We start from the raw sequence: 23610 nt of genomic DNA on the forward strand, positions 1-23610 counted from the left end.
CTAAGCGGATTAAGGGGCGTCGTTCCCCAGGTGCGCGGACTCGCTGGGCGGCGGCGCGGTTAAAATGCTTTGCCAGCTGCGTCTGGGCGTTGCGCTGCCCGGCTGTTGCAGATGGCCGAAACGGGCAAAAAACACCGGGGGGGCGCTGAGCGCCAGGGTTGCAGCGAGCTCGCGCCGCGCCTCGGTGTGTTGCACCAGAACGCTGAGCGGATGCAATCCCCATCCCCAGTGTTGCAGCGTGAGCCACAGGCGTCCAAGCCGCATGCCGGTGGCGAACAGGTTCTCGGCGCTTTCGTCGCTCAGGCTCAGCGCCAGGTATTGCGGGCCTTCCGCGACGCGCTGCGCCAGCCCTTGCGCCATATAGGCGGGCAAACGCAGCCCGGCCGCCAGCCGGCTTAAGCGAGGATGAAACGCCAATTGGAAGAAGCGTTTGAACGAGGTGGATACCGGGCCAAACAGATGATGCAGGTGGAAACCGTCGTCGGCGGGTAGCCGTTCGTTGAAACGGATGTATTGGTAGGTTTCCCGCCAGGCCTGACGATCGGAAAAATCGAGCGCGGCATGGCGCGCGGTGAGCTGCGCGAGCTGGCGGCGGGCGTGTTCGTCGCCTGCGATGCTGAGTGAGCTCGCCGTTCCGTTGAACAAGGTCAGCAGCTGCATTCGTTGTGCTTCATCGATTCGCGTGGGCAGATATGCCGCCCGTGCGGTGTGCCGTTCGGCGATCAGCTGCGCCAGTTGGCGATAGGCGGCGTGATCGGGCGTGGTGGGTGCGGCCGGTGCAAAGCTCAGTAAATGCGTTGGAGCATTCTCCCAGCGCCAGGTGAGCGGCGTGCCCGCACAGTTGAGCAGCGCGCTGAGGTACTCGAAGAAGATCCCGCAGCTCATCAGCATTTCGCGTTCCAGCGAAGGCAGACTGCGCAAGGCGCGCCGGCGGTCGATAGACAATCGGCCACATCGGGCGGCGGCGTCATAGTGAATCGACCAGGGTTGGCAGTTGTGTGAAGAGGGCGCCTGCCGCGCAATGTCCACCGCCTGCTGCAGCGCCGCGGCGAAAAGGTCGTGGGTCATGATAAGGCTCCGAAAGCGGAAGGGGCGGAGAGGGGATAGACGGTAATGTTCGTGCTGGACGATATGCCCTCCTCTGCCGGGAAGCAGAGCGCGCACGCCCAGTCCAGGCTGCGCCACAGCCAGAAGCGCCGGCGCGCCAAACTGCCGTCGGCGCTCGACGCCAGCCCGGTTTGCCAGTCGATGCCGATCGTTCGCAAATCGTAGGGCAGGCCGCGGCCGTGGCTTTTTAAAAATGCTTCGCGAATGGCCCAGACGGCGCAGGCCTGTATGCGCCCCAAGCCCCGTTCCGCCGCGCTAAAGGCCAAGCGCCGCGCGGCGCCGGAGAAGGGGCGATAATGCTGCAGGTCGATGCCGAGCGGGATATCGCCGGTGGCGCTGGCGTACCAGAGATGCGAGTGGCTGAGGGAAACGTGACGGCGCCCCAGCAGGGGATGTTCACCGAACGGTTGCCCGCTCGCCTCATGGCGCAGCGTAAAGCCGGTCGCGCGTTCCTGGTCCCATGTCCGATTTAACAGCGTGACGGCCTGCGCCCGCGCGCTGCTTTTCACCGCCGACAGATGCCGCAATGCCGGAACGGCGGCGCGGCGGTGGGTGCCGCCCAGCGCGATGGCGATATGTGGCGCCACGCTATGCTCGATAACCATCGGCGATGCGTTCTCCGCTGATTTCGTCAATCACTTCCGCCAGCTGATTAAAGCGTTCCACCAGGCTTTGAAACAGCGGGGTTTGCATCTCGCGCTCGAACATTTTCAGCGAGTTCAGCTGAATGATTTCGATAAAGTGAAACGGCGCCTCCGCCGAGGGGCTGACCTCGATGACATCGAAGGCACGTACCGCGTCGAGGTGGTGACAAGCCTGATAATCGACCGTCTCCACCCAGTCGCGAAACTCGTCGCGGTGGGCGATGTCTTTGAGCCGAATTTTATGGACGATAATGTGCATCTGAGCGGCCTTTTTAAGCGGGTTGGTGGATGAGTAAATGGTAATTGATACCGCCGGTACCGAAGGCGTTGATCGCCGCCCGGCGCCCGTCTTCGCCGTGCGGCCAGTCGAGCGCGGTTTGCGGGATCTCGGCCGGGATCGCCGCCAGCGGCAGTTCGGCATTCAACGCCGTCACCGGCGTGGGCGGGATCTGGCCGTGTTCGAAAGCGCTCAGCACTTTGCACAGGCTGAGCGCGCCGGCGCCGGCGAAACAGTGGCCGAAGTTGTACTTCACCGAACCGATGTACAAAGGGGAGTGCGCGGCGCGGCGATACCCCTGTCGCAATGAGGCGATTTCCGCCCGATCGCCCAGTTCGGTGCCGGTGCCGTGCGCTTCGAGATACTGTACCTGGCGTGCATCGACGGCGCTCAGGCTCAGGGTTTTCTCGATCGCCAGCGCCTGCCCCTGCGGGTCGGGCGCGGTCATGGAATAGCTGTCGCAAGATCCCGATATCGCTTCGATGGTGGCGATGGCTTGCGGTGCCGCCTGCCCGGTCAGAATGAAGAAGCCGCCGCCGTCGCCGGGGGTAAAACCGTCGGCCTGTCTGGCGAAAGGGCGAATGCGTGAAGCGGAAAGCATCATTTGCGCGCTGCACAGCACCATATCGCGTTCGAGCGTCGCCGTTTCGATGCCGCCGACCACCACCGCATCGTAGCGGCCGGCCTGTAACGCCCTGACCGCATTGTGCAAGGCGGCCAGCGAACTGGCGCAGGCCGCTTCGACCGCGTAACAGTCCGCCTCGACCCCGAGCTGTTGAGCCAACAGCTGCGCGGTGCCGATGCCGCAGGCACCGTGCCAGCTCCAGCGATTGATCGCGGGTTGGGGCGGAGGCGAGAGAGAGAGGCCGGCGGGAGGCAATACCGGCCACAGCGCCCCCATTGCCTGTTGCCGATCGGCGCTCAGAGACAGGTTGCTGGCGACGATAATGGCGATGCGTTCAAAGCGTCGCAGGCTGTCGGACCACGTCGCGCAGCCATTAAGGGCATGCAATTGCGTGACGTCGAGACGCTGCTTTTTGACCGGCATCATGGGGCGCACCAGCTCAAGCTGCGCCGGATCGTGCGTTGGAAAACTCATGGCATGGCCGATGTAGGTGCTGAGCTTTTGCGGCGTGGCTCGCACGAAGGCGCCGGGATGCAGCTGTTCGGGGCTGTGATCGCGCAGGGCGTCCTCCCCGTTGCGCAGGGTTTGCCAGAAACGCGCTTTATCCAGCCCCTGCGCGGTGATGGGCTGATAGTCGATGATGCTTACGCGCGGCGAAACCGTCGGTTTTGTCGGTTTTAACGATGGCGTCGGCGTCGCCGCTATCCGCCAGCGATAGCCGGTGAAAGAGTGGCCGGCGCACGCCTGCCGCCGTTGCAACAGCATGTCGAGGAGATGGCAGAACACCTGATTGGCGCCGGCAAAATAATCGGCGTTCGGCGCCGTATCCTGTCGTTCGGCGATCAGGGTCGAAAATTGCGCCATTACCGGCCACCCCTGTTCCTGCGCGACGTCCAGCGGGCAAACGACTAGGCTGATTGCCCCTTCCAGCCAACAGGCCGAAGAGGAAACGCCCTGTGCCAGCAGCATGTCCGCCTGGGGCTGATGGTGGAAGCATTGTACGGCGGTTAGCACCGCCATGCGGCTGTCGGCATGGCGAAAACAGTCTTGTGCCAGCTGCAACAAGCGCAGGCCGCCCAGATCGGCGCCGTCGAGGGTTTGGCATTTGCCGCGCGTGCGGGCGAAATGGGCGATGCGCGCGGGAATGCTGGAGGCCATTTCCCCCACGCGATCGTGAGATGAACTGCCGAACGCCTGAGCCAGCGGCTGCTTGTAGTCGTCAACCCGGCGCATCACCGCCGCCGGTGGGTGCCCCTGCGCGTCAAACCGTTCCGCCAGGCTGCGCAGCGCGCCTACTTTGGTGGCGTTGCGATAGGCCGCATCGCTGCCTAAATGGGTGGCGCAAAATTGATCGCAGCGGTCGCGCAGCGCGTCGGATAGCGTCAGATGCTGCATGGCGGCGGAAGCGGCCTGCAGCGCCAGACGAGTCTCGCGGCTGACCGCCAGTCGAAACAGCGGCGGGATGGCGAATTTTTTGAAGTCAAAAGCGGCGTCGTCGATCTGACGGCCGCGGATCGGCGCGGCGGCGTCGCTCCACGACATCGGCGGCGGGGCGTCGAACAGCGCCGACCAGGCGGCGCCGTTCGACAGATCAACAGGATCGAAGCCGGGCAGTGCGCAGCCGATGCCGACCAGCGCCAGCGGCGCGGCGTGGGTTCCCTGGCTCATCGGGCGCTCACCTCGGACAAACGCCCCCTGTCCACCTTGCCGTTCGCGTTGGTCGGCAGGCTGTCGGCGACCACCAGTTGGCTGGGGATCATATAGGCGGGCAGTCTGGGCTGCAGGAACTGTTTGAGCTCCAGCAGGTTGGGGCGTGGCGCGCCGGGATAGAGCGTGATCACGGCGATCAGTTTTTGCCTCAGCTCGCCGAGCTCGACGTACAGCGCGGCCTGGCTGACCGAGGGATGATGATGAAGGATCGATTCGATCTCGCCCAGTTCCACCCGGTAACCGTTGATCTTCACCATGTCGTCAAGGCGGCCGCGGTAGACCAGGCCATTCGCCGTTGTCTCCACCCAGTCGCCGGTCGCGTGGCATTGGTGCGGATGCCACGCCGCCTGCCGCGATGAGGTGACGTTGCTGTAACCGGGGGTGACGCATGGCCCGCCGATCAGCAACTCACCGCGTCGGCCCGGCGTACCGTCGATCGGCTGCAGGTGTCCTTGCTCATCCACCAACTGCGCCGTCAAGCCGGGCAGCGGATGGCCGATGGGGATCTGCTCCAGCGTCTCCAGCTGCGCTCGATCCAGCGCGTAGGCGGTGCAGACATTGGTTTCCGTCGGGCCATACCAGTTGCTGACGCGGCACTGCGCCGGCAGATGCGTGACCAGGCGCCTCAGCGCGGCGGCCGGGTAAGGCTCACCGGCGAACGTGACCTGGCGCAGCGTTTTCACCGCCGGTGGCGTCAGCAACGCGCTCTTTTCCAGCATGGCTAAAATCGAGGGAACGCTGTACCACAGGGTGACGCCGTGCGTTTGCAACCCGCGCACGAGGGCCTGGCAATCTTTCTGCTCGCTTTCGCGCACGAGCCAGGTCGCGGCGCCGGCGCAAACGCCGGCGAACAGATCAAAGGTGCTCAGATCAAAGGCGAAACTGGCATGGTTGGCCAGCACGTCGCGCGCCGTCAGCTGCGTATCGCCGACGGCCCAGTGGATGAAAAACGTCAGCATGTCATGGGTGATTTGCACCCCTTTCGGGGTGCCGGTGGAGCCTGAAGTATAGAGGATGGCGGCGAGGGGCGATTCGAGCGCGTCGACGGCTTCCGGCCAGGCGCCAGCGAGATCGGTGCGGTCGTCGAGCGCGCTCAGCCAGGTCTCATCGACGATCAGCGCGGGAGAGGCGGCGGCGATAATGCGTTCGATGCGCGCCGCCGGTTGGCTGAAATCGATGGGAACATAGTGGTTGCCGCTCAGCCAGCATGCGTACATGGCGGCGACGGCGTCGGGCCCTTTTTGCAGGTTGAGCAGCACGGCCTGCCGGTTCAACCCGGCGCGTCGCAGCGCCTCCGCCATGATGCAGGCGCGGTCAGCCAGGCGGCGATAGCTCCAGCGCCGATCGCCGCACAGCAGAGCGGTGCTTTCCGGCGCTTGCCGGGCGTGCCTGAACAGCGCCCCCAGTATCGGTGAAGTGAAGGTCGCCATGATGTTAAACCTCGGCGGCGCGTGTGCGCTCTTCCCGTCGGACTTCGCCGTTGACGGGCACGCCGGTCTCCAGCGCCGCCGCCACCAAGATGGCGTAGGCTTCATCCAGATCTTCCCGCGTGTGCTCGCTGGTCACGCTGATGCGTAAGCGGGCGTCGCCCACGCTGACGCCCGGGAAGACCACGGTTTGGCAGAACAGCCCGCGCGCCCGGACGGCGCGGCCGAACAGCAGCGTTTTGGCGTCGTCGCCCACCACCACCGGAATGATGGCCGAGTCGGAATGCTCGAGGTCAAAACCGGCATTAAGCAGCAGCGTGCGGAAGTAGTAGATGTTGTCCCACAGTTTGGTCAGGCGTTCAGGTTCACGCAGCATCACGTCGATAGAGGCGATCACGCCGGCGGCGACCGCGGCGGGAATGGTGGCGGCGAAGACATAAGAGTTGGAGTAGAAACGCAGATATTCGACTACTTCGCCGTCGGCGCAAACGAAGCCGCCCAACCCCGACAGCGCCTTGCTCATGGTGCCCAGTTCCAGATCCACCTGGCCTTTCATATTGAAGTGTTCCGCCGTGCCCGAGCCGGTTTTGCCCAATACGCCGGTCGCGTGCGCGTCGTCGACCAATACGCGCGCGCCGTAGCGTTCGGCCAGCTTCATCAAGCGCGGCAGATCGACGATATCGCCGTGCATGCTGAAAACGCCGTCGGTGACGATCAGTTTGCCGCCCGGGTGATCGGCGTATTTGGCCAGCGATTTCTCCAGGCTGGTCAGAGAGTGGTCATAAATTTTCCGCTGTGCGCCCGCCAGCTTGCAGCCGTCCTGGATGCTCATGTGGTTGATGGCGTCGGTGAACACCAGATCGTGTCGGCTGGTCAGGGCCGAGATGCACCCCAGGTTGGCCGAGTAGCCGGACGGATAGACGATACAGTCCTCACGCCCTTTTAGCTTGGCCAGCTTGCGCTCCAGCTCCAGATGCAGCACGTTGCTGCCGGCGATGATGCGGCACCCGGTGTTGGTGGCGCCGTACAGGCCGGCGGCGTCCTGGATGGCGTGGATCACTTCCGGGTGGTTCGACAACCCCAGATAGCTGTTGGATCCGAACATCAGAAATTCGCGGCTTTTACCGGTGATGTCGTCGAACATGACCGCGCGGTTTTTGCACGGCGTTTCCAGCGGCATGCCGTACCAGTAAAGCTGGCGCTGTTTTTTATCGCGATAAAAAGCGCCGAATTCGCGCGTTTTATGGAATAAATCCGGGTGCTCGATGCCGACGAAGTCCCGCATGGTACGGGGATCGCCGATCTCATCGCGCGCGTCCGGCTGCGGGGGCGCCACGGCGGGCTGCGGTGCGGCGGCGGCGGTAGTTCGCTGGCCAAAGCGGCTGAACCACGCTTCGCCCAGTTCCTGAACCAGCCGCGCCGCCAGGCTGTTCTCCAGCTCAGCCAGCGTGCGGCACTCCGCCAGCGCCGCGTTGTCGTCCAGGCCCAAGGTCTTGAGCAGCTCGTTGCGCGCCGTCACCACCGCCACGGAGTCGATACCCAGGTCGCCTTCAATGGCGGCGTCGGGGGTCAGTTCATGCACTTCGTACCCGCTGTGGGCGGCGAACACCTGGCGCACGAGGGCGCTCAGCCACGCCTGCGGCGTATCGGGGGCGGTTTGCACGGCAACGATCGGTGCCGGCAGCGTGAAACCGCGCTGCAAAATACCGTCGAGCGCGTCCTGAATGGTTTTGATCTCTTGGATCTCCAACGGCGTATTTAATTGAAACTGACGGTTCAGCGCCCCGGCGATTTCCGCCAGCGCGATGGAGTCAACGCCCAAATCGTTTTCCAGATGGCTGTTCAGGGCCAGTGCCGACGGTTCGTACTCGGTCAACCGGGCGAAGGTATGCAGCACCGATTGCCGGACGGCTTCATGCGCGTGCGTGGCGCTATCGACGGAGTGAACGCTCATGCGGCACCCCCTGCGGTGACTTGCGCTTGCAACCGTTGCACCAGCGCGACCATCGCCTGCACCGAGGCGAAGTTCGCCGGGTGGATCTCATGCATGCCGATGGCGACGTTGGACTCCTGGCGCAGAAAATCCACCAGATCGAAAATGGAGGCGGAATCGACGACGTTCAGTTCAAACAGCGGGGTTTGAGCGTTCAGGCCGTCTTGATCACCATCCAGATACTGCGTGGCGATATGCTGGATCAATTTGCTTTCTAACATTGCGAGCTCCCGTTGCTAACTGGTTATTTTTCGCCGACGATCAGGGTTCGTGGGCCGGCTATTTTCATGATGCGCGCGTTGCTGAATCCCGCCTGGCGGAACCTGTCCAGGTATTCCTGCGAGCTGCTCTCTATGCCGCCGTCGGTGGAGACCAGCATGTTCAGCGACAGCAGGGCGGTAAACTCCGGCCCCGATTTGTCTTCGTTCAGCGGCGTTTCGGAAGCGATGAAGCGACCGCCGGCCGGCATCGCCCGATAGATGTTCCGCAGGATGGTCAGTTGGGTTTCCGGGGCGTAGTCGTGCAGCATCCATCCCAGGTGGATCAGGTCGTAGCCGCCGATCGGCAGATCGCCGCTGATGACATCGCCTTCCACCACGTCGATGCGTTCGCCATAGCCTTGCAGCGTCAGCTTGTCGCGCAAAAACGCCGAAGCCTGCGGCAGTTCGCAGATCGCCAGCGCGATCCCGGGGTAAGCGTCGGCGATCGCCATCGGCAGGCTGCCGATCCCGCTGCCGATGTCCAAAAACGCACGGTGTTGTGAGAAGTCGTAATCGCGCACAAAGCCGGCGATAAAGGGCGCGGCGAATTTACCGAGAAACTCCTGGAAATCCGCCACGTCGTCCGGGTTTTGGTACAGAATGTCGAACCAACTGCGGTCGTCGCCGAACACCGTGCGGCGCTGGTGGGCATCGTTTCGCACCGCCGTTTTCAGCTCGCCCCACAGCGGGTACAGGAAGGTATCGATATGGCGGCCCAGCCACCCCAGCCACTGCGGTTCGTCGCTCAACAGAAAAGCCCGGTGAGCGGCGGGCAGGTGATAGAGGCCGTCTCGCTGGTCGAGATAGCCCATGGCCCGCAGCGCGATGAGCAACTGTTCGGTCGAGCGCGCCGGGCAGCCAAGCCGTGCGGCGATGTGCGCCGCGTCGGCATCCCGATCGCGCAGCTGATCGAACAGCTTCAACGCCAGTGCGGCGGTCAGCGCTTTGGCCTGGAAAAATCCCATCATCTGGTTGACTGCATCTTGCTTGGTTAAAGGCATTGCCGGCTCCCTAGTCTAAAAAGGTGGAAAGTTCCTCGCACACCGTGGCAAAGGCGCCGACGAAACGATCGATCTCGGCTTTGCTGATGATGAGCGGGGGTTGAATACGGATCACCGTCGAGCTGTTGGCGGTAATGAAGGTTAGGATCTTGTGGTCCTGGCACAGCTTGGTGACGAATTTCATGCAGAACATTTCGCCGAGCGCCTGTTCCATACGATCCATCGCCGCTCGCAGGTGGGCCTGCACCGGGTCGGGCAAGAACTTCCAGGTGGTGTGCCAATCGCCCGGCAGCCGGGTGGCGAATTCACGGGCGGAGGCGTTGACCGCGCCGGTGAATGCCTGATCGAACTGGATCCCCAGCATCAGACCGCGGCCGCGCACCTCGCTGACGAACGGATAGCGGGCGGCGACCTCGCTCAATGCCTGCTTAAAGTAGGCACCTGTCCGTTCGGCATGGCCGACCAAATCCTGCGCCAGGATCTCGCGCAGCGCGCTGAGGGCGACCACCGAAGCGAGGTTTCCGCCGCCGTAGGTGGAGCTGTGCACCAGGAAGCGATCGGCCGTACCGTAGGCTTTTTGCCAAAGATCGGCCCGGCACAGCGTGGCGCCGATGGGGATCAGGCCGCCGGACAGCGATTTCGACAGCATCAGCACGTCCGGCTCAATGCCGTCCCATTCGCAGGCGAAGAGTTTGCCGGTGCGTCCCAGCCCGGTTTGCACTTCGTCCACCATCAGCAGCACGCCGGTCTGGCGGCAGAGCTGCTGCACCGCCTGCAGGTAACCGGCAGGCGGGATATGCACGCCGCCTTCGCCTTGGATCGGCTCGATCATCAGCGCACCGACATCTTCACGGTTCAGCGCTTCCCGTAGCGCGGCAAGGTCGCCGAACGGGACTTCCACCATTGTGTCCAGCAGCGGTGTGAAATAGCGGCGGTGCTTGTCTCGTCCGGTGATGGACAGCGCGCCCAGCGTTTTACCGTGGTAGCTGTTGCGCAGATAGGCGATGCCCGGCTTGCCCGTCGAGGCCTTGGCGATCTTCATCGCGGCTTCAACGGCTTCGGTGCCGGAGTTGCTGAAGAACACCCGGCCCATGTTGCCCGGCGCCAAACGACAGAGCACCTCGGCCAGCTTGGCGGTCTGCTCGGGAATTGAGATGTATTGAATAAAGTTGGGGCCTTGGGCGTCGAGGTAGTTTTTCAACGCGTTGACCACCGGCTGCGGGTTGTGGCCCAGGTTAAGGCACCCGTAGCCCGCCACCATGTCCAGGAAAGCCTCGCCCGCGTCGTCATACAGCTGGGTACCGGCGGCGCTGCGGAAGACGTTGTCGCAGTGCTGCAACTTGAGGAAGTCCACCATCATTGGGTTGATGTATTGATGATAGCGATCGAGGGTGTCTTCCCTGGCCGGCGTTTGGGCGATGACGGCGTCGATGAACGCCAGGCGCGATGCGGGCAGCGCCGCTTCATCCTGTTCCCCGGCATAGATGTCATGGTGGTAGTAGCGCTTGAGATTGGTCACGCTCTGCCGATCGATGCGCTCGCCGTACGAGGCCAGCGGATAGGCGAAGAACCCGTGACGTTCGGCGATTTCACCGATCTCCAGCACTTTTTCCGGTGCCAGATAGCGGCCCAGCGAGAAGTTTTCTCGCCGGTTTTCCAGCGCCAGCACAATGGTTTCCGCCATGCAGCCGTTCAATTGCTGCTTGATGGTGACGTTGAGCGATTCTCCACCCAGCTTGACCGCATCGGTCGCCGTGACGCAGCCGCCGTCGATGATCAGAATGTCACCCCGCGCCGGACGCGTTTCCGAAGCGATATCGCGCGGCAGCGCCACGTCGATGAAGATCGAGCCGGGTTGCAGTCTTGCGGGATCGATCACGCCGCCGGCGGAGGTCGCGGCGGCAAACAGTTTGCAGCGCGGATAGAGATCTTCGGGATCGCTGGTCAGGGTGACGCGCGAGTGATACTCCTCGGGTAAATGGCTGAGCAGCTCGCGCCGGTCATGGTTGCCGGCGCGGTGCAACAGGTGGAGCGAGAAACCGTGCGCCAGCAGCAAGCGGCTCAACGCCAGACAGATCGAACCCGGATAGCCGACGATGGCGACCGGCTCCTGTTCCGGGCGAATCTCCAACCAGGATTGGATCTGCATCAGGGCCTTGTAGCCGGCATAGGTGGTCAGGGAGTTGCCGGAAGTGACCGGCACCGGCGACTTTTCGGCGGTGGCTTCGCCGCGTCGGCCAACGATAGAGGTAAAGCCGCCGAGGCCGACCAACTCGGCGCCATCGCCGGCCAGCTCTTCGATGCCCTGCACCACCCTGGCGGCGATGCCGCGTGCGTCGGCCAGCATTTCATCCGCCACCAGCGGCATGTACTTGATCACCCCTTCGCACGTGGCGCCGGTCGCCGAGGTGATCCTGGCGAAGTTCATAAAGGGAACCAGGTTTTGCCGTTCCCACAGTTCACGTTTATAGCCGCTGTGCTGCTCGGTCGAGTTGCGTTGCAGCAGATCGAGCATTTTGACGTAACGTTTCAACCCCAGCGACGTGGGATGAGCGATGAATCCGAATTTCATGAGGTGGCTTCCTGTGTAGGATCTTGGTCGAAGGCGGTGCTGGTTGATTCGGGTTGCTGGGCTGCCCAGGCTTTGCGCTCCTGCAGAGCGTCGTGGTCGCTCGGATCGCGCTGCCAGCCTTTGGCGGTAGCCAGCGAGATGCCGTCGCCTTCGTTGTTGTGCCCCAGCACCACGGAGAACAGATTGAGCCGGCGCGGCGTGGTCAACGCCTGGCGAATGGCGTCCTCGTCAAAGTGCGTGAGCGTTTTGCTCTGGATATGGAAGTTGTTGACCGTTTGCTCGACGTCGGGTTGCTCGACGTTCACCAACCGCATTTGCCGCGAGGTGCGGTTGAACAGGATGCGTTCCTGATAGGTATTGATGACGGACAGGCCGCCGTTGCAGAAATAGAAAACGGTGATGCTTTTATTCAACAGCTGCGGATGAGTAAGGATGTTGTCGATAAAGGCCGGCAGAATGTCCGGCACGATCCCTTTGGCGCCGTCGCCGATAAACGCCACCACGTGGCTGGGGCTGGTATAAGCCAGGTAAGCGGTGGCCAGCAGGGCATCGCCCATCAGGGCGCGGCCATACCAACCGGAAAAGCCGCGGCGCGTCTTGGCGACGTTGCGCGTGGCGGAGATGCCGCACCGGCCGACGTCGTACACGCCGGTAAAATCAAAACCCTCCGTTTCGATCAACCCTTCGATCACCCGGTTCAACTGGCAGAAGAAGTAGTTGGCCGACATGGGCAGGCTGGGGAGCTGGCTGACCACGTCGGAAGGCGAATCGAGATAGGCGGCGATCAACGCCCGGCGTTTTTCCCGCAGCGCCGGATCGACGGCGAGGTGGGCTTTCACCGCGCGCAGGAACGCCAGGCAGTTCATGTGCAGATGCAGATCGGCATAGGGCGACAGATGGCGTTCGTCGTGCGTGAGCTGTACCAGATGAACCTTGCGCTCCAGCCTGCCGTCGGAGAAGGGGGTGGTGATCTGAGCGACGCGGCTCTTGATCATAAACAGGCTCTGTTCGCTCATGGCGTTGAGCTTGTCATTGGTGTGCAGGAAGTTGTAGACCCGCGGGCTGTAGCCGTAAATCGCCAGGGTGCCTAGATAGTGGGGATTGCGCTGCCCCTGATAGTATTTCGGCGCCGAGCCGGGGTGCGCCAGCGAGTCCACCAGGGCGATGCCGGCGGCGTCGGCGATGTCGTGGATCAGGGCGTATTCATCGTCGCTGACCGGGCCCAACTGCCAAACCAGCCGCTCCGGCCCAGCGTTGATCAGCGCCAGCGCCTGCGCCAGGCTTTCACTCATCGGCAACGGATCGTCCGCCGACAGAACCGGGATCGGCGAAGGATCGCAGACGGCGTCCTCCAGCGACAGGGTGGATTCCAGCACGTTTTGCGTCGCCAGGATCACTACCGGCCCCTGGCCTTGATGATAAAGCCGGAAGGCTTCTGTCAGGCCGGCGCCGATCCCTTCGACGTCATCGATATAAACGAACGGGATGCGGCGAGCGATAAGCACTTCGCGCATGTCTTCCGTCGGCGTCAGCGTTCCCTGGAAGCTGTACCATTGATTGTCGCGGTTTTCCGCCGCGACGATGATGCCTTGGGCGGCGGTTTCCTTGAGGTTGGCCAGGGTGCCCTTGAATTCATCCATCATGCCGGAGGTCACCACGCCGAGGAACGGCATGCGGTACAGCTGCCAGTTGGCCATGGCGCCGCAGGCGATGGCGTGTTCGTTCGGGCCACGCAAGATCAGCGCGCCACGCGCTTCCGCATGGCGATCCAGATAGCCGATCAAATTGGAGATGATCGACCCGGTGTAATAGGACACCAGCCAGCGATCGGCGGCGGTGCGTTCGAAGAACTGAATCAGCTGCTCACCCAGGGTGTTGTGCAGCGCCAGCGCGCCGATCGGTTTGACCCGGCGGTTGGTGTAATTCATCTCAAAGAAGTCCATCCACAGGCACAACAGCTCGGTCTGGAATATCGCCGGATCTTCGCTGCGCACGATTTCGCGGTATTGCTGCGGCAAATAGCGGAAGGGCGATCGCAGCTGGCGAATGAACGCGACGGTGGAGAAGGTGGTGTAAAAAGCGGGGATGCCGCTGCGCTGCAAGGCGCTGTAAAACGCATCCAAATCGCGATCGATCTGTTCGATGCTGTCATCGACGCCGGCCGGCGTGGTCTGATCGTAAAACAGCATGCCCAGATGAAATTCGGGGCGCTGCTCCAGCGCATGGGTATAGATGATCTTGCCGGTGGCCTCGGCCAGACTGGCGCACTGGATGATGCGAATATTGATCGCTTTGTTTTGGCCCTTGAGAAAGTGCAGCGCCTTTTCGCGCGCGGCCAGATAAAGCGAATCTGTCGCCAGATCCAGCAGCCTCAGCGGCAGCTCGGACTGGATATGCACGCGGTTGAAAACATAATCGCGGATATCGTTCAGTACGCTGAGCCCGGTTTGGAAAAAGTCCGGGTTGCGCGTCACCACCACCACGCCTACCGTGATGGTGTCGGGGTCTGCGTCGGCACGGCAGGCCTGGCGCTCCGCTTGCCACACTTGTTCGTAGGCGGCGGAGTTGGTGAGTCTTGCTTGTCCTGTCAGGGTCGTCATGATGAGTTCCTTGTGCAGCCAAAATGGAGTGACGGCTTCAGCCAGGCGGGCAAATTTGGCACGACAAAGCCCGCGACGGTCTCTGCAGGCGGCGGTTGCCGCGCGCATCACCCTCGTTGTATTGCGCTGTTTTCAGGCGGATTGTTTACCTTCGCCGGATATGGCGCGGACTAGCCATCGGCACGTTCTCCGTGTTGAATAATGACCGTCCCGCTGTCGCCATCGAGGATCAACGTGTCGCCGCTGTTGATCAGCTGAGTGGCGTTCTTGAGGTTGACCGCCGCGGGGATGCCGAATTCGCGCGCCACGATGCAGCTGTGGGACAGCGCGGAGCCGATGTCGGTGACGATGCCCGCTGCCAGCGCGAAGAGCGGGGTCCAGCTGGCGTCGGTAAAGCGCGCCACCAGGATTTCGTTGGGTTGCAGTTCGCCGGCCTGCGTCTGCAGATCGGTGATGACGCGCGCTTTCGCCACCACTTTTCCGGGGCTGGCCGCCAGCCCGAACAACACGCCGGTGGGGCTTTCCGCGGTGGGCGCTTTCATCCTGGGCTGATACCCCCCGACGATCGCCATCGGCGGCTCTTCCGCATGCAGATTCAGCAGATGCTGGTGGCGATTGCGTTCGATCAGATCGGCGGCGAACGCTTCCTGCGCCGACTGTTCTCCCGCCATAAACGCGCGGAAGCGCTCGAAGTCCACATACGGCAGATCGGCCGTTTTGACCATGCCTTGCGCTTCGAGGCGCCGCAGCACTTCCAACATGATGCGGCGGTAGAACCAGGTTTCGGTGACGAAGGTGGGCCGGGTCGCTTCGCGGCGTTCGGCCATCACGCCATACAGTTTGGTGATGAGTTTCAGCTTCATCCGGCCAAACCAGGGCATTGCTTTAAGCAGCGCCGCACTGTCCTCATGGCGCAGTCGCTCCGTCTCCCGCAGTTTCTTGTGCAGATCCACCGGATGTTGCAGATACATTTTCATCACTTGCAGCAGGTAACTGGGGTCGTCGCTCCAGCGCGGAATGCTCAATTCGAACTCCTGGCGGCCACGGGCGCCGAACTCGAACAGGAAGGCGCTGAAGTCGCCTTGCCAGAAAGCACGCGAATCCTGTTCGGCGGGCAGGACGCTGACCAGTTCCTGCGCGCTGTGTCGCTCGAACAGGGCCTTCAGAGCCGGTTGACGATTGACCGTCTCCACCAGGCCGAGAATACCCAGCGTGACTTCGATGGTGCGTAGATTGTTCATCGACGCCTTGATACGATTCTGCAATCCGTTGCCCCGCCCTTTGAGGTAACGTTCGCAGGTCAGCGCCAGCGCGTCGTAAAGCGCGAAAGACTGAAGGAAGAAGGGCATATAGGCGGCGCAGCTGTCGAGGAAATAACCGTCGATGCGGCTGAGCTCCCGTTCCAGTTCCTGATGCGTCATGGCCGTCAGATCCAACGCCAGAAAGCGGCGCGTCTCGCGCTGGCGCAGGGCGATCATCGTATCGACGGTCGCGGCGGCGCTGCGCAGGTTATGCGCCTGTTGTTTCAGCCAGTACCAGGCGCTCTTGAGATAAGCCCATCCCTGTACGCCGGAACCATAGGGATTTTTATACCCGCTGAAATCGATATCGGCGGTGGCGTAGCGGGTGGTGAATTTCATTTCGTCGCGGGTTGGCGGGCACTGGCGGAGCATGTAGGCCGATCCGGAGATATTCAGATAGACGTAGCCTTGCAAATACCCCATATAGATCTGCCAATCGCCGATATCCGCCAGCCCCATGGTTTTGATCGCCGGGCCATGAATGTGCTTTTGATAAAACTGGCAAAACGACAGCCCCAGCGGCGTCATCAAACCGGTAACGATCTCGCCGGTGTCCATCCGGGAGAAAAAGGCCCGTTCCTTGACCGCCGGATCGCTTTCCCACGGGTTGGCGTAAAGCACCTGAGCCGGTTTGGCCTGTGTGGTGACCGGCCGCGCCTGCAGTAGCCACACCCGATCGTCTTTCACCGCCCATTCGATATCCAGTTCTGTGCCGTAAATCAGCCGGGTTTGCCGGGCCAGCGTGGCCAGCTGCAGCAGCTGTTCCGGGGTTAAACTGGGGGCGTCCCGCCTGGCCTCGGGCGTTTGCAGCAGGGCGACGCGTCCTTGCGCGTCTCGCTGGCAATAGTGCGGCTTGTGGCGAATTTGCCGTTCGCGGATCTCGCCGCTCGCCTTGTCCAAAATAAAGCTGTCGGTGGTGACTTGCCCGGAAACCACGCCTTCTCCTAGCCCCCAGCAGCTGTCGATGACGATATGGTCGGCATTGCCCGTCAGCGGATCCTGGGTAAACATGACGCCGGCGGCATCGGCATCCACCATGATCTGCAAGACGACGGCGATATCACTCTGCGCCGCCGACGTCCGGCTATACTGCGCGGCGCGTTCCGCCCAGAGCGAAGCCCAGCAGGATTGCACCTTGCGCACCACCTCGTCATCCCCGCGCACGTGCAGGTAGGTGTCGTATTGCCCGGCGAAAGAGTGGGTCAGCCCGTCCTCTTCCAGCGCCGAAGAGCGCACCGCAAGCGAGGCGTCGTTGCCCAACTGCTTGCAGGCGTGGCGGATCGCCTGGTCGAGCGGGGCGGGGATGGCGGCGCGCAAAATCATCTCGCGCACGTTGTCCGGCTCGCCCGCGTTGAGCAGCTCTCCCGGTACGGCGAATTCGATAAATTGCCTGTAAGCCTGCGCGGTGATGCAAAACGCCGGCGGTACCGGCAAACCCGCCTGAATCAAATGATTCAGCGAATGGGCTTTGCCGCCCAGTCGATGGGGTTCCAGCGTTTTATCGCCGGAGAGCTCAACTACCAGGGTTGGGTTCATGGCGTTACCTCCGCAGGCGTTGCGGGCATCGCGAGGCGTTCTTTCACCGCTTTGGCGGCGTGCAGCCCGGCCAACACTGCGCTTTCGATATTACCGATGCCTACGCTGTCCTGATTGGCGAAGTGAATGTTTTCAAACGGCCTGCTGGCCTGGTGAAACACCCCCTGGGCCTGTTGCCCGGCGACCGAGGTCACCAGGCCCGCGGGCCAGAACCAGATTTGAATGTCTTCAATGATGTCGGCGTTAATGCCCATATTGCCCAGCACCTTGGCGATTTCGACATAGGTCTGCTGCTGCAACGCCGGGAATTCGTTTTGCGCGGTGCGCCCTTGCCGCTCTGGCCGGGTGGTCGGTTTGAGCAGGGTTAATACCCCGGTTTCCACATTGAGGTGATTGTCCATCCAATTGGCGACCAGGCAGGTGCCGGCTTTGCTCCAGTAGTAAGGCGTGCGGGCATTTTCCGGCTCGATGAGATAGCCGCCGAATGAGCGTTCGAGGATCGGCTTTTTCAACAGCACGTTCGCCAGGTAGTAATCTTCATGGCGGATTTTGCGGATTGCCGCCAACTGCTCTTTGGGCAGGGCGGGCAGCCAGGTTGGCAAATGCGTTTTGGGGGCGGCCCAGATCACTTGTTTGGCTCTGACTTCGCTGACTGCGCCATTGACGCTCAGCTGGATCACCGTTTCGTCGTTTCCGGGCGTGATGCCTTTAAGCTGTACGCGGCTTTGCAGCCTGACGTTGCTTTGCACATCGAGATAGTCGTGCAGCCCGGCGCTGATGCTGCCGTTACCCCCCGGCAGCGTCACCAGATTGCCGCGCAAATACCCTACCAGGAAGTGCAATCCGACGTAGGCGGACACTTCGCGGATATCGAGACATTCCACGCGCAGCGTGGTGCTCACGGCATTCTCCACCAGCTTGCCGAATTTTCTCGGCGGCCGCAGGTGCGCCGGAACCTGACCCAGCTTGTGCGGCTCGAACAAATAGGTATACAGCGGGATATTATCGAGCAGCGTCATATGCTCTTTGCTCCAGGCGCTCTCCGGCGTCCAGGGCATGCTGGGATACCGTTCGCCGCGCGGCGAGAAGGTATCCAGGAAGGCATACAGATCGGCGAAAATCGGATCGCCCAACTGCTTTGCCGCAATAACATAAGGCTTACCGATCAAGACATGCAGGAACAGCTGCCCGGTCAGGCGCCAGACGGCGGGTTTGAGCAGGTAAACCGGCTGTTTGAGAAAACCGACGACGACTTCGCCCAGGCATCGGAGCAGCAAGAAGGTGTCGAAAAACACCAGCGTGTCCTTTTCGTTGGACTTATAGGCGCCGCTCAGACCGATTTTCTTTAGCAGCTGCAACATGAACGAATCCGGCAGCGGCTCCTGGAAGCAGACCCCGGCGATGGGGAACTTCAGGCGGTTCACCGCACTATAGCGAGCGTTGCCGCCGAAGGAGGCGCTTTTTTCCAACACCAGAACCCGGCGGTCGGTCAGTTCGCTGGCCGCGGCCAGACCGGAGACACCGCCGCCGATGATCACCACGTCATACTCGTCGTCCAGCGGGGGCGTTACCGGGCCGCCTGTCGCCGGCGTGGGCGTGGAAAAGTCGCGCGTGGGGAACGTGCGCGGCTTGGGCTTGCGGTGGTGTTGCTGTCGCAGCATGTACAGCGCCGCCAGCGCAAAAATCGCATCGAGCAACAGGACCTGCGGCTGGGCGCGATGCAGGATAGTGACAAACACCGCCATCATCAGCAGCTGGCAGTAGATGACCAACGTCGTCCAACGCGGGTTGAACATCAGTACCGCGCCGGAGCCAAACAGCGCCACGCCGGTCAGCACATTGACCGCCGCGCCGTGCGCCGCCAGCCAAACCGTCGCCCCGGCGTACCAGGTGCCCTGGTTCGTCACGGCCGCCTGCTGCAGAATATCGGCGACGTTTTCCAACTGAGGGAAGGCTTTCGCCAGGCCGGCCAGCATGTAGAGCACGGCAAAAAGGCGTTGAACGATCATTATGCGCCTCCCCGCAAGCCCAGTTTGCGGGCGACGATCTCTTTTTGTATCTCGTTGGTGCCGGAGAAAATCCGGCTGGGGATCACGTTCAGCAAGTGGCGCACCAGGCCGAGTTCTTGATCCATACCGGCGCCGCCGAAAATTTGAATCGCGTCCAGCGCGGACTGCACGGCATATTCGGAAATCAGCAGCTTGCTCATGGCGATGTCGATCTCGGCGTCTTGGCCCCGATCGTGTTTCCAACAGGCGCGGTAGAGCATCAGCCGACACTGTTCCAGACGCAGTTTCATATCGATGATGCGGTTGGAGACGGACTGAAATTGGCCGATCGCTTTGCCGAATTGCCGGCGTTGTTTGGCATAGTGCAGCGCGCTGTCGAGCACGCGATCCATTGCGCCGACAAACAGCGCCGACAGACAGCCCTTTTCCCAGATCATCGAGTCGTGGAAGATGGCGCCGCCGGCGCCCGGCATACCGAGCCGTTGGGCTTCGGGAATGAAGACGTCGTTGAAGGTCAGTTCGCTCCACGGGCAGTTGGAGAGGCAATCTTTAGGGCTGACCGCGCCGACGTTTAAGCCGGGCGTTCCTTTCTCGATCAAAAATGCGCTGACGCCCATAAAGCCATGCTCGGGATGGGTTTTCGCATAGACGATAAAGATGTCGGCAATCGGTGCGTTGGTGATGAAAATCTTGCTTCCGTTGAGACGGTAACCGCCGTTACAGGGTTGCGCGGTTGATTTCATGGCGTAAATATCGGAACCGGCTTCCGGCTCCGTCGCCGCATTCGCCGCGATCAGCTTGCCGGCTGCCATCGCTTCGAGATACTGCGCTTTTAGCGCCTCGGAACCGAAACGGGAGAGCGGGATCACGCAGGCGCACAGATGGGCGCAGAGCGAGAAGGACATGCCGATATCGCGGCTGCCTTTCCCCAGCGCCTCAATCATCAGCGCGGTATCGAGCGCGCTCATGCCCAGCCCGCCGAACGAGGTCGCCACGGGGGCGCGGGTAAAGCCATATGCGGCGGCTTGTCGCCACAGATCCAGGCTTAATACCCGCTGTGAAAGGCGAGCGTGCGCATCCTGATCCAGCACCTCGCGGGCAAAACGCTGCGCGGATTCGCTTAGAGCCTGCTGCTCGCTTGATAAATTAAAATCCATGACGAACTCCGCTATCGGGTTGAATGATTAAAGCAGCTAATACTTCTAGTTTGAGTGAGGATAAAACTCAAACAGCGTGGATAATGGCAAATGTAAATAAATGTTTATTTATGTGGTTTGTTATTACACTTTTGTTAATCATTGTTTTTATATTGTTGATTTTAATTTGTTTTATTTTGTGTTATTTATACACAATTACTTACATATAATAAAAATCTTAATTTGATCATATTTTGATTGATTAAATTATCCATTGTTTCGTGGTGAATACTTTGCAAGTGAAGTATGCAATGTTCAACGCGACGAGCGATTTTCTCATCGGTATCGGCGGTGGGGGGCTGAGGCTTGGTCAGTGGCAGAAAGCGGCTTAAGATAAGCGCTGATGCAGGAGCATTCCGGAGGGAAAATGAATATTAGCGACGTAGCGAAAAAAACCGGTTTAACCAGCAAGACAATTCGTTTTTACGAAGAGAAAGCGCTGATTACCGCCCCGATTCGCAGCGACAACGGTTACCGCCATTATTCCGCCAAGCATGTCGAAGAGTTGACGCTGTTGCGCCAGGCGCGGCAGGTGGGCTTCAATCTGGACGAGTGCCGCGAGCTGGTGGCGTTGTTCAACGATCCGGCCCGCCACAGCGCCGACGTGAAGGCGCGCACGCTGCAGAAGGTGGCGGAGATCGAAAAGCACATCAGCGAACTGGGAGAAATGCGCCAACGCCTGCTGACGCTGGCCGAGCAATGCCCGGGCGATGAGGGGGCTGAATGCCCCATCATCAATAACCTGGCGGGGTGCTGTCGTTCGAATTAACGGTTGATGGCGCGGATCACCAGCGTGACGCCTTCCACCGCCACCACTTCCACTTCGGTGCCGGCGGGCAGATCTTCTGCCGCCTGCGCGCGCCAGCTGCTGTCGCCGATATTGATGCGCCCCATGCCGTTGTGCATCGGTTCCGTCAGCGTGGCGCGGGTGCCGATCAGCTGGCGGTTGCGCTGGTTGAGCACTTGCGTGCTGCCGGTTGCGGCCGCCGGGCGCCGACGCAGCCAATACCACCACAGGTAGGCGACAACGACGGTCAGGGCGGCGAAGATCACGCCCTGCCACTCCCAGGGGAGCTGCGGCAGCAGCCAGATAACGGCGCCAACCAGCAGCGCTGCCACGCCGCTCCACAGCAGGTAGCCGCCGGCGCCGAGCATTTCTGCCGCCAGCAACACGCCGCCGAGAGAAAGCCAGAACCACAGCGGATTCGCCGCGATCAGTTCGAGCATGATTATTTGCCTTTGCTTTCTTTCAACAGCTCGGTAATGCCGCCGATCGAGCCGAGCAGGCTGCTGGCGTCCAGCGGCATCATCACCACCTTGCTGTTGTTGGAGGAACCGATCTTCTGCAGCGCGTCGGTGTATTTCTGCGCCACGAAGTAGTTCACCGCCTGAATGTTGCCGCTGGCGATGGCGTCTGACACCAGCTGAGTGGCGCGCGCTTCGGCTTCGGCGGCGCGTTCACGCGCTTCCGCCTGCAGGAACGCCGACTGACGTTCGCCCTCGGCCTTCAGGATCTGCGACTGTTTATCCCCTTCGGCGCGCAGGATAGCCGCCTGACGCACCCCTTCCGCCTCCAGAATGTCGGCGCGCTTGGTGCGCTCGGCCTTCATCTGGGCGTTCATCGAGGCGATCAGCTCCGCCGGCGGCCGCACGTCGCGGATCTCGATGCGGGTGATTTTCACCCCCCACGGATTGGTCGCTTCATCGACGATGTGCAGCAGGCGGCTGTTGATGCTGTCGCGCTGCGACAACATCTCGTCCAGCTCCATCGAGCCGAGGACGGTACGGAAGTTAGTCATGGTCAGGTTGACGATCGCCCGCTCGAGGTTGCTGACCTCGTAAGCGGCGCGCGCCGGGTCGACCACCTGGATAAAGCACACCGCATCGATGGCGACGTTGGCGTTGTCGCGGGAAATCACCTCTTGCGAGGGGATGTCCAGCACCTGCTCCATCATGTTGATTTTGCGGCCGATGCGGTCCATGAACGGTACCACCAGGTTCAAACCCGGCATCAGCGTTTTGGTGTAGCGGCCGAAGCGTTCTACCGTCCATTGGAACCCTTGCGGCACAATCTTGACGCCGGCGAACACCACAATCAGCGCGACGACGATCACGATGGGAATAAAAGTAAGCATGCAAACCTCCTGTCAGACATATGTAAACAGATATTACGCCAGCGCCGGAAGAATGCCTACCGATACCGTGACTTAATCCAGAGCGCTGAGCAAACCCGCGACCAGCGGATCTCGCGTCTGGAACAGACGGATCAGGGTACGCACCGCTTCGCCGCAGCGGGTATCGGACCAGGCCAGCGACAGGGGAGAGGGCTGGCGCGGGTATTTGAGGTTTTTGGCCACTAACTCGCCGCTATCAAGATAAGTTTGGCACAGTTGGCGCGGAAGGAAACCGATCCCCAGACCGCGCAAATGGCACTCCAGTTTGGTGCGCAGGTCCGGCACCTTGATCTCCTGCTGGCCCGATAACAGCCAGGCGATGCGCTTGGCCAAATGGCGTGCGGTGTCTTCGACGTTGATCGCCGCGTAGGGGCGCAGCTGCGTTTCGCTCAGCGGATCGGCGGCGGTGGCCAGCGGGTGTGTCGGCGAGATGGCGAACACCCAATCGATTTTGCCCAGCGGCAGCACCTTGATGCTGTTTTCCAGCGATTCATTGCCCGCCGCGCCGATCGCCAGATGGCAGTCTTCATTCAGCAGCGCGTCCCACACGCCCATATACACCTGGCGGGAAATGTGAAATTGGGTGAACGGGTATTTGGCGTGCAGGTGAGCCAACAGCCTGGCTACGGCGGCGGCGTCGTACAGCAGGTTGTTGATGACGATGTTCACCTGGTGCTCTACGCCGTCGTTGATTTGCCGCAGCTCGCCCGGCATGGCGTCCAGCCAGGTGTGCCACTGGCGGCAGCGCTCCAGCAGATACTCGCCGGCCGGCGTCAGGTTGACGGTACGGGTGGTGCGGATAAACAGCTGCGTGCCGATACTCTCTTCCAGCGTTTTGATGCGGTAGCTGATGGTGGCGGTGGTTTTGTGCAGCGACTCCGCCGCGCGGGAGAAGCTTTGGCATTCGGCAACTTTGATAAACGAACGAATGGTTTCGTGATCCAGCATGAGGAGTCCTTGGCTGACACCGCCTTTTCGGTTATCGGTGAGAAGAATCTACTGATGTTGCGGCGCGATAGGCAGCGGCAAAGCCCAACCTCACGATCCCGGTCACAGAATCATCCAATAGCGATGAGCGTGCGCCGCCCCGTTTTGCCCGATGATGAATTAGGTTGTTTTTTAATTCATTGATTTAAGGCAACTAATATTGTTCTTCGATCGTAAAGTGTGCTGCCGAT

The 23610-nt window shown here is 61.5% G+C and carries 17 protein-coding genes; 1 reads left to right on the plus strand and 16 read right to left on the minus strand.

The window, feature by feature from the left end; translation table 11 throughout:
• Positions 1-9 precede the first annotated feature (9 nt).
• From BHU62_RS04135 to BHU62_RS04195, 13 genes are all read right to left on the minus strand, one after another.
• A complete protein-coding gene (locus BHU62_RS04135) occupies positions 10-1068 on the minus strand; it encodes a prodigiosin biosynthesis protein PigM (RefSeq protein WP_073529287.1) in 1059 nt (352 codons plus the stop codon).
• On the minus strand, positions 1065-1712 hold the full coding sequence (locus tag BHU62_RS04140) for a 4'-phosphopantetheinyl transferase superfamily protein (RefSeq protein ID WP_073529288.1): 648 nt from the start codon (positions 1710-1712) through the stop codon (positions 1065-1067). Before BHU62_RS04140 ends, BHU62_RS04135 begins: the two co-directional genes overlap by 4 nt.
• A complete protein-coding gene (locus BHU62_RS04145; protein WP_073529289.1) occupies positions 1696-2010 on the minus strand; it encodes a RedY in 315 nt (104 codons plus the stop codon). Before BHU62_RS04145 ends, BHU62_RS04140 begins: the two co-directional genes overlap by 17 nt.
• 13 nt (positions 2011-2023) lie before the next feature.
• A complete protein-coding gene (locus BHU62_RS04150; RefSeq protein ID WP_073529290.1) occupies positions 2024-4321 on the minus strand; it encodes a polyketide synthase in 2298 nt (765 codons plus the stop codon).
• Positions 4318-5793, minus strand: a complete 1476-nt coding sequence (locus tag BHU62_RS04155) for a D-alanine--poly(phosphoribitol) ligase (protein WP_073529291.1) — start codon at positions 5791-5793, stop codon at positions 4318-4320. The genes BHU62_RS04150 and BHU62_RS04155 overlap by 4 nt, the downstream gene beginning before the upstream one ends.
• 4 nt (positions 5794-5797) lie before the next feature.
• Positions 5798-7744 carry an aminotransferase class I/II-fold pyridoxal phosphate-dependent enzyme gene (locus BHU62_RS04160; RefSeq protein WP_073529292.1) on the minus strand — a complete coding sequence of 649 codons (1947 nt, stop codon included), beginning with the start codon at positions 7742-7744 and terminating at the stop codon, positions 5798-5800.
• A complete protein-coding gene (locus BHU62_RS04165; protein WP_073529293.1) occupies positions 7741-8004 on the minus strand; it encodes an acyl carrier protein in 264 nt (87 codons plus the stop codon). Before BHU62_RS04165 ends, BHU62_RS04160 begins: the two co-directional genes overlap by 4 nt.
• A 23-nt stretch (positions 8005-8027) precedes the next feature.
• Positions 8028-9044, minus strand: coding sequence for a methyltransferase (locus BHU62_RS04170; RefSeq protein ID WP_073529294.1), 1017 nt, complete (start codon positions 9042-9044; stop codon positions 8028-8030).
• A gap of 10 nt (positions 9045-9054) precedes the next feature.
• The gene (locus BHU62_RS04175) at positions 9055-11616 is read right to left on the minus strand and encodes an aminotransferase class III-fold pyridoxal phosphate-dependent enzyme (protein ID WP_073529295.1); all 2562 of its coding nucleotides are present in this window, start codon (positions 11614-11616) and stop codon (positions 9055-9057) included.
• A complete protein-coding gene (locus BHU62_RS04180; RefSeq protein ID WP_073529296.1) occupies positions 11613-14216 on the minus strand; it encodes a biosynthesis protein PigD in 2604 nt (867 codons plus the stop codon). The genes BHU62_RS04175 and BHU62_RS04180 overlap by 4 nt, the downstream gene beginning before the upstream one ends.
• Positions 14217-14386: 170 nt before the next feature.
• Positions 14387-17053, minus strand: a complete 2667-nt coding sequence (locus BHU62_RS04185; protein WP_073529297.1) for a PEP/pyruvate-binding domain-containing protein — start codon at positions 17051-17053, stop codon at positions 14387-14389.
• Positions 17050-19062 carry a DUF6041 domain-containing protein gene (locus BHU62_RS04190; protein ID WP_073529298.1) on the minus strand — a complete coding sequence of 671 codons (2013 nt, stop codon included), beginning with the start codon at positions 19060-19062 and terminating at the stop codon, positions 17050-17052. The genes BHU62_RS04185 and BHU62_RS04190 overlap by 4 nt, the downstream gene beginning before the upstream one ends.
• Positions 19062-20219, minus strand: a complete 1158-nt coding sequence (locus tag BHU62_RS04195; protein WP_073529299.1) for an acyl-CoA dehydrogenase family protein — start codon at positions 20217-20219, stop codon at positions 19062-19064. The genes BHU62_RS04190 and BHU62_RS04195 overlap by 1 nt, the downstream gene beginning before the upstream one ends.
• Before the next feature lie 406 nt (positions 20220-20625).
• Between BHU62_RS04195 and cueR the strand changes: the two genes are divergently transcribed.
• A complete protein-coding gene (gene cueR, locus BHU62_RS04200) occupies positions 20626-21027 on the plus strand; it encodes a Cu(I)-responsive transcriptional regulator (RefSeq protein WP_073529300.1) in 402 nt (133 codons plus the stop codon).
• Here cueR and BHU62_RS04205 read toward each other — a convergent pair.
• The 3 genes from BHU62_RS04205 to allS form a co-directional block, all read right to left on the minus strand.
• A complete protein-coding gene (locus BHU62_RS04205; protein ID WP_073529301.1) occupies positions 21024-21485 on the minus strand; it encodes an NfeD family protein in 462 nt (153 codons plus the stop codon). The two genes, cueR and BHU62_RS04205, sit on opposite strands and share 4 nt — an antisense overlap.
• Before the next feature lie 2 nt (positions 21486-21487).
• Positions 21488-22393, minus strand: a complete 906-nt coding sequence (locus BHU62_RS04210; RefSeq protein WP_073529302.1) for an SPFH domain-containing protein — start codon at positions 22391-22393, stop codon at positions 21488-21490.
• 72 nt (positions 22394-22465) lie between these two features.
• Entirely contained in the window at positions 22466-23380 is a 915-nt protein-coding gene (gene allS, locus BHU62_RS04215; protein ID WP_073529303.1) for an HTH-type transcriptional activator AllS, read from the minus strand.
• Positions 23381-23610: the final 230 nt, after the last annotated feature.

Origin of the sequence: Serratia marcescens, from assembly GCF_001902635.1 — a bacterium.
Lineage (GTDB): Bacteria > Pseudomonadota > Gammaproteobacteria > Enterobacterales > Enterobacteriaceae > Serratia > Serratia marcescens_F.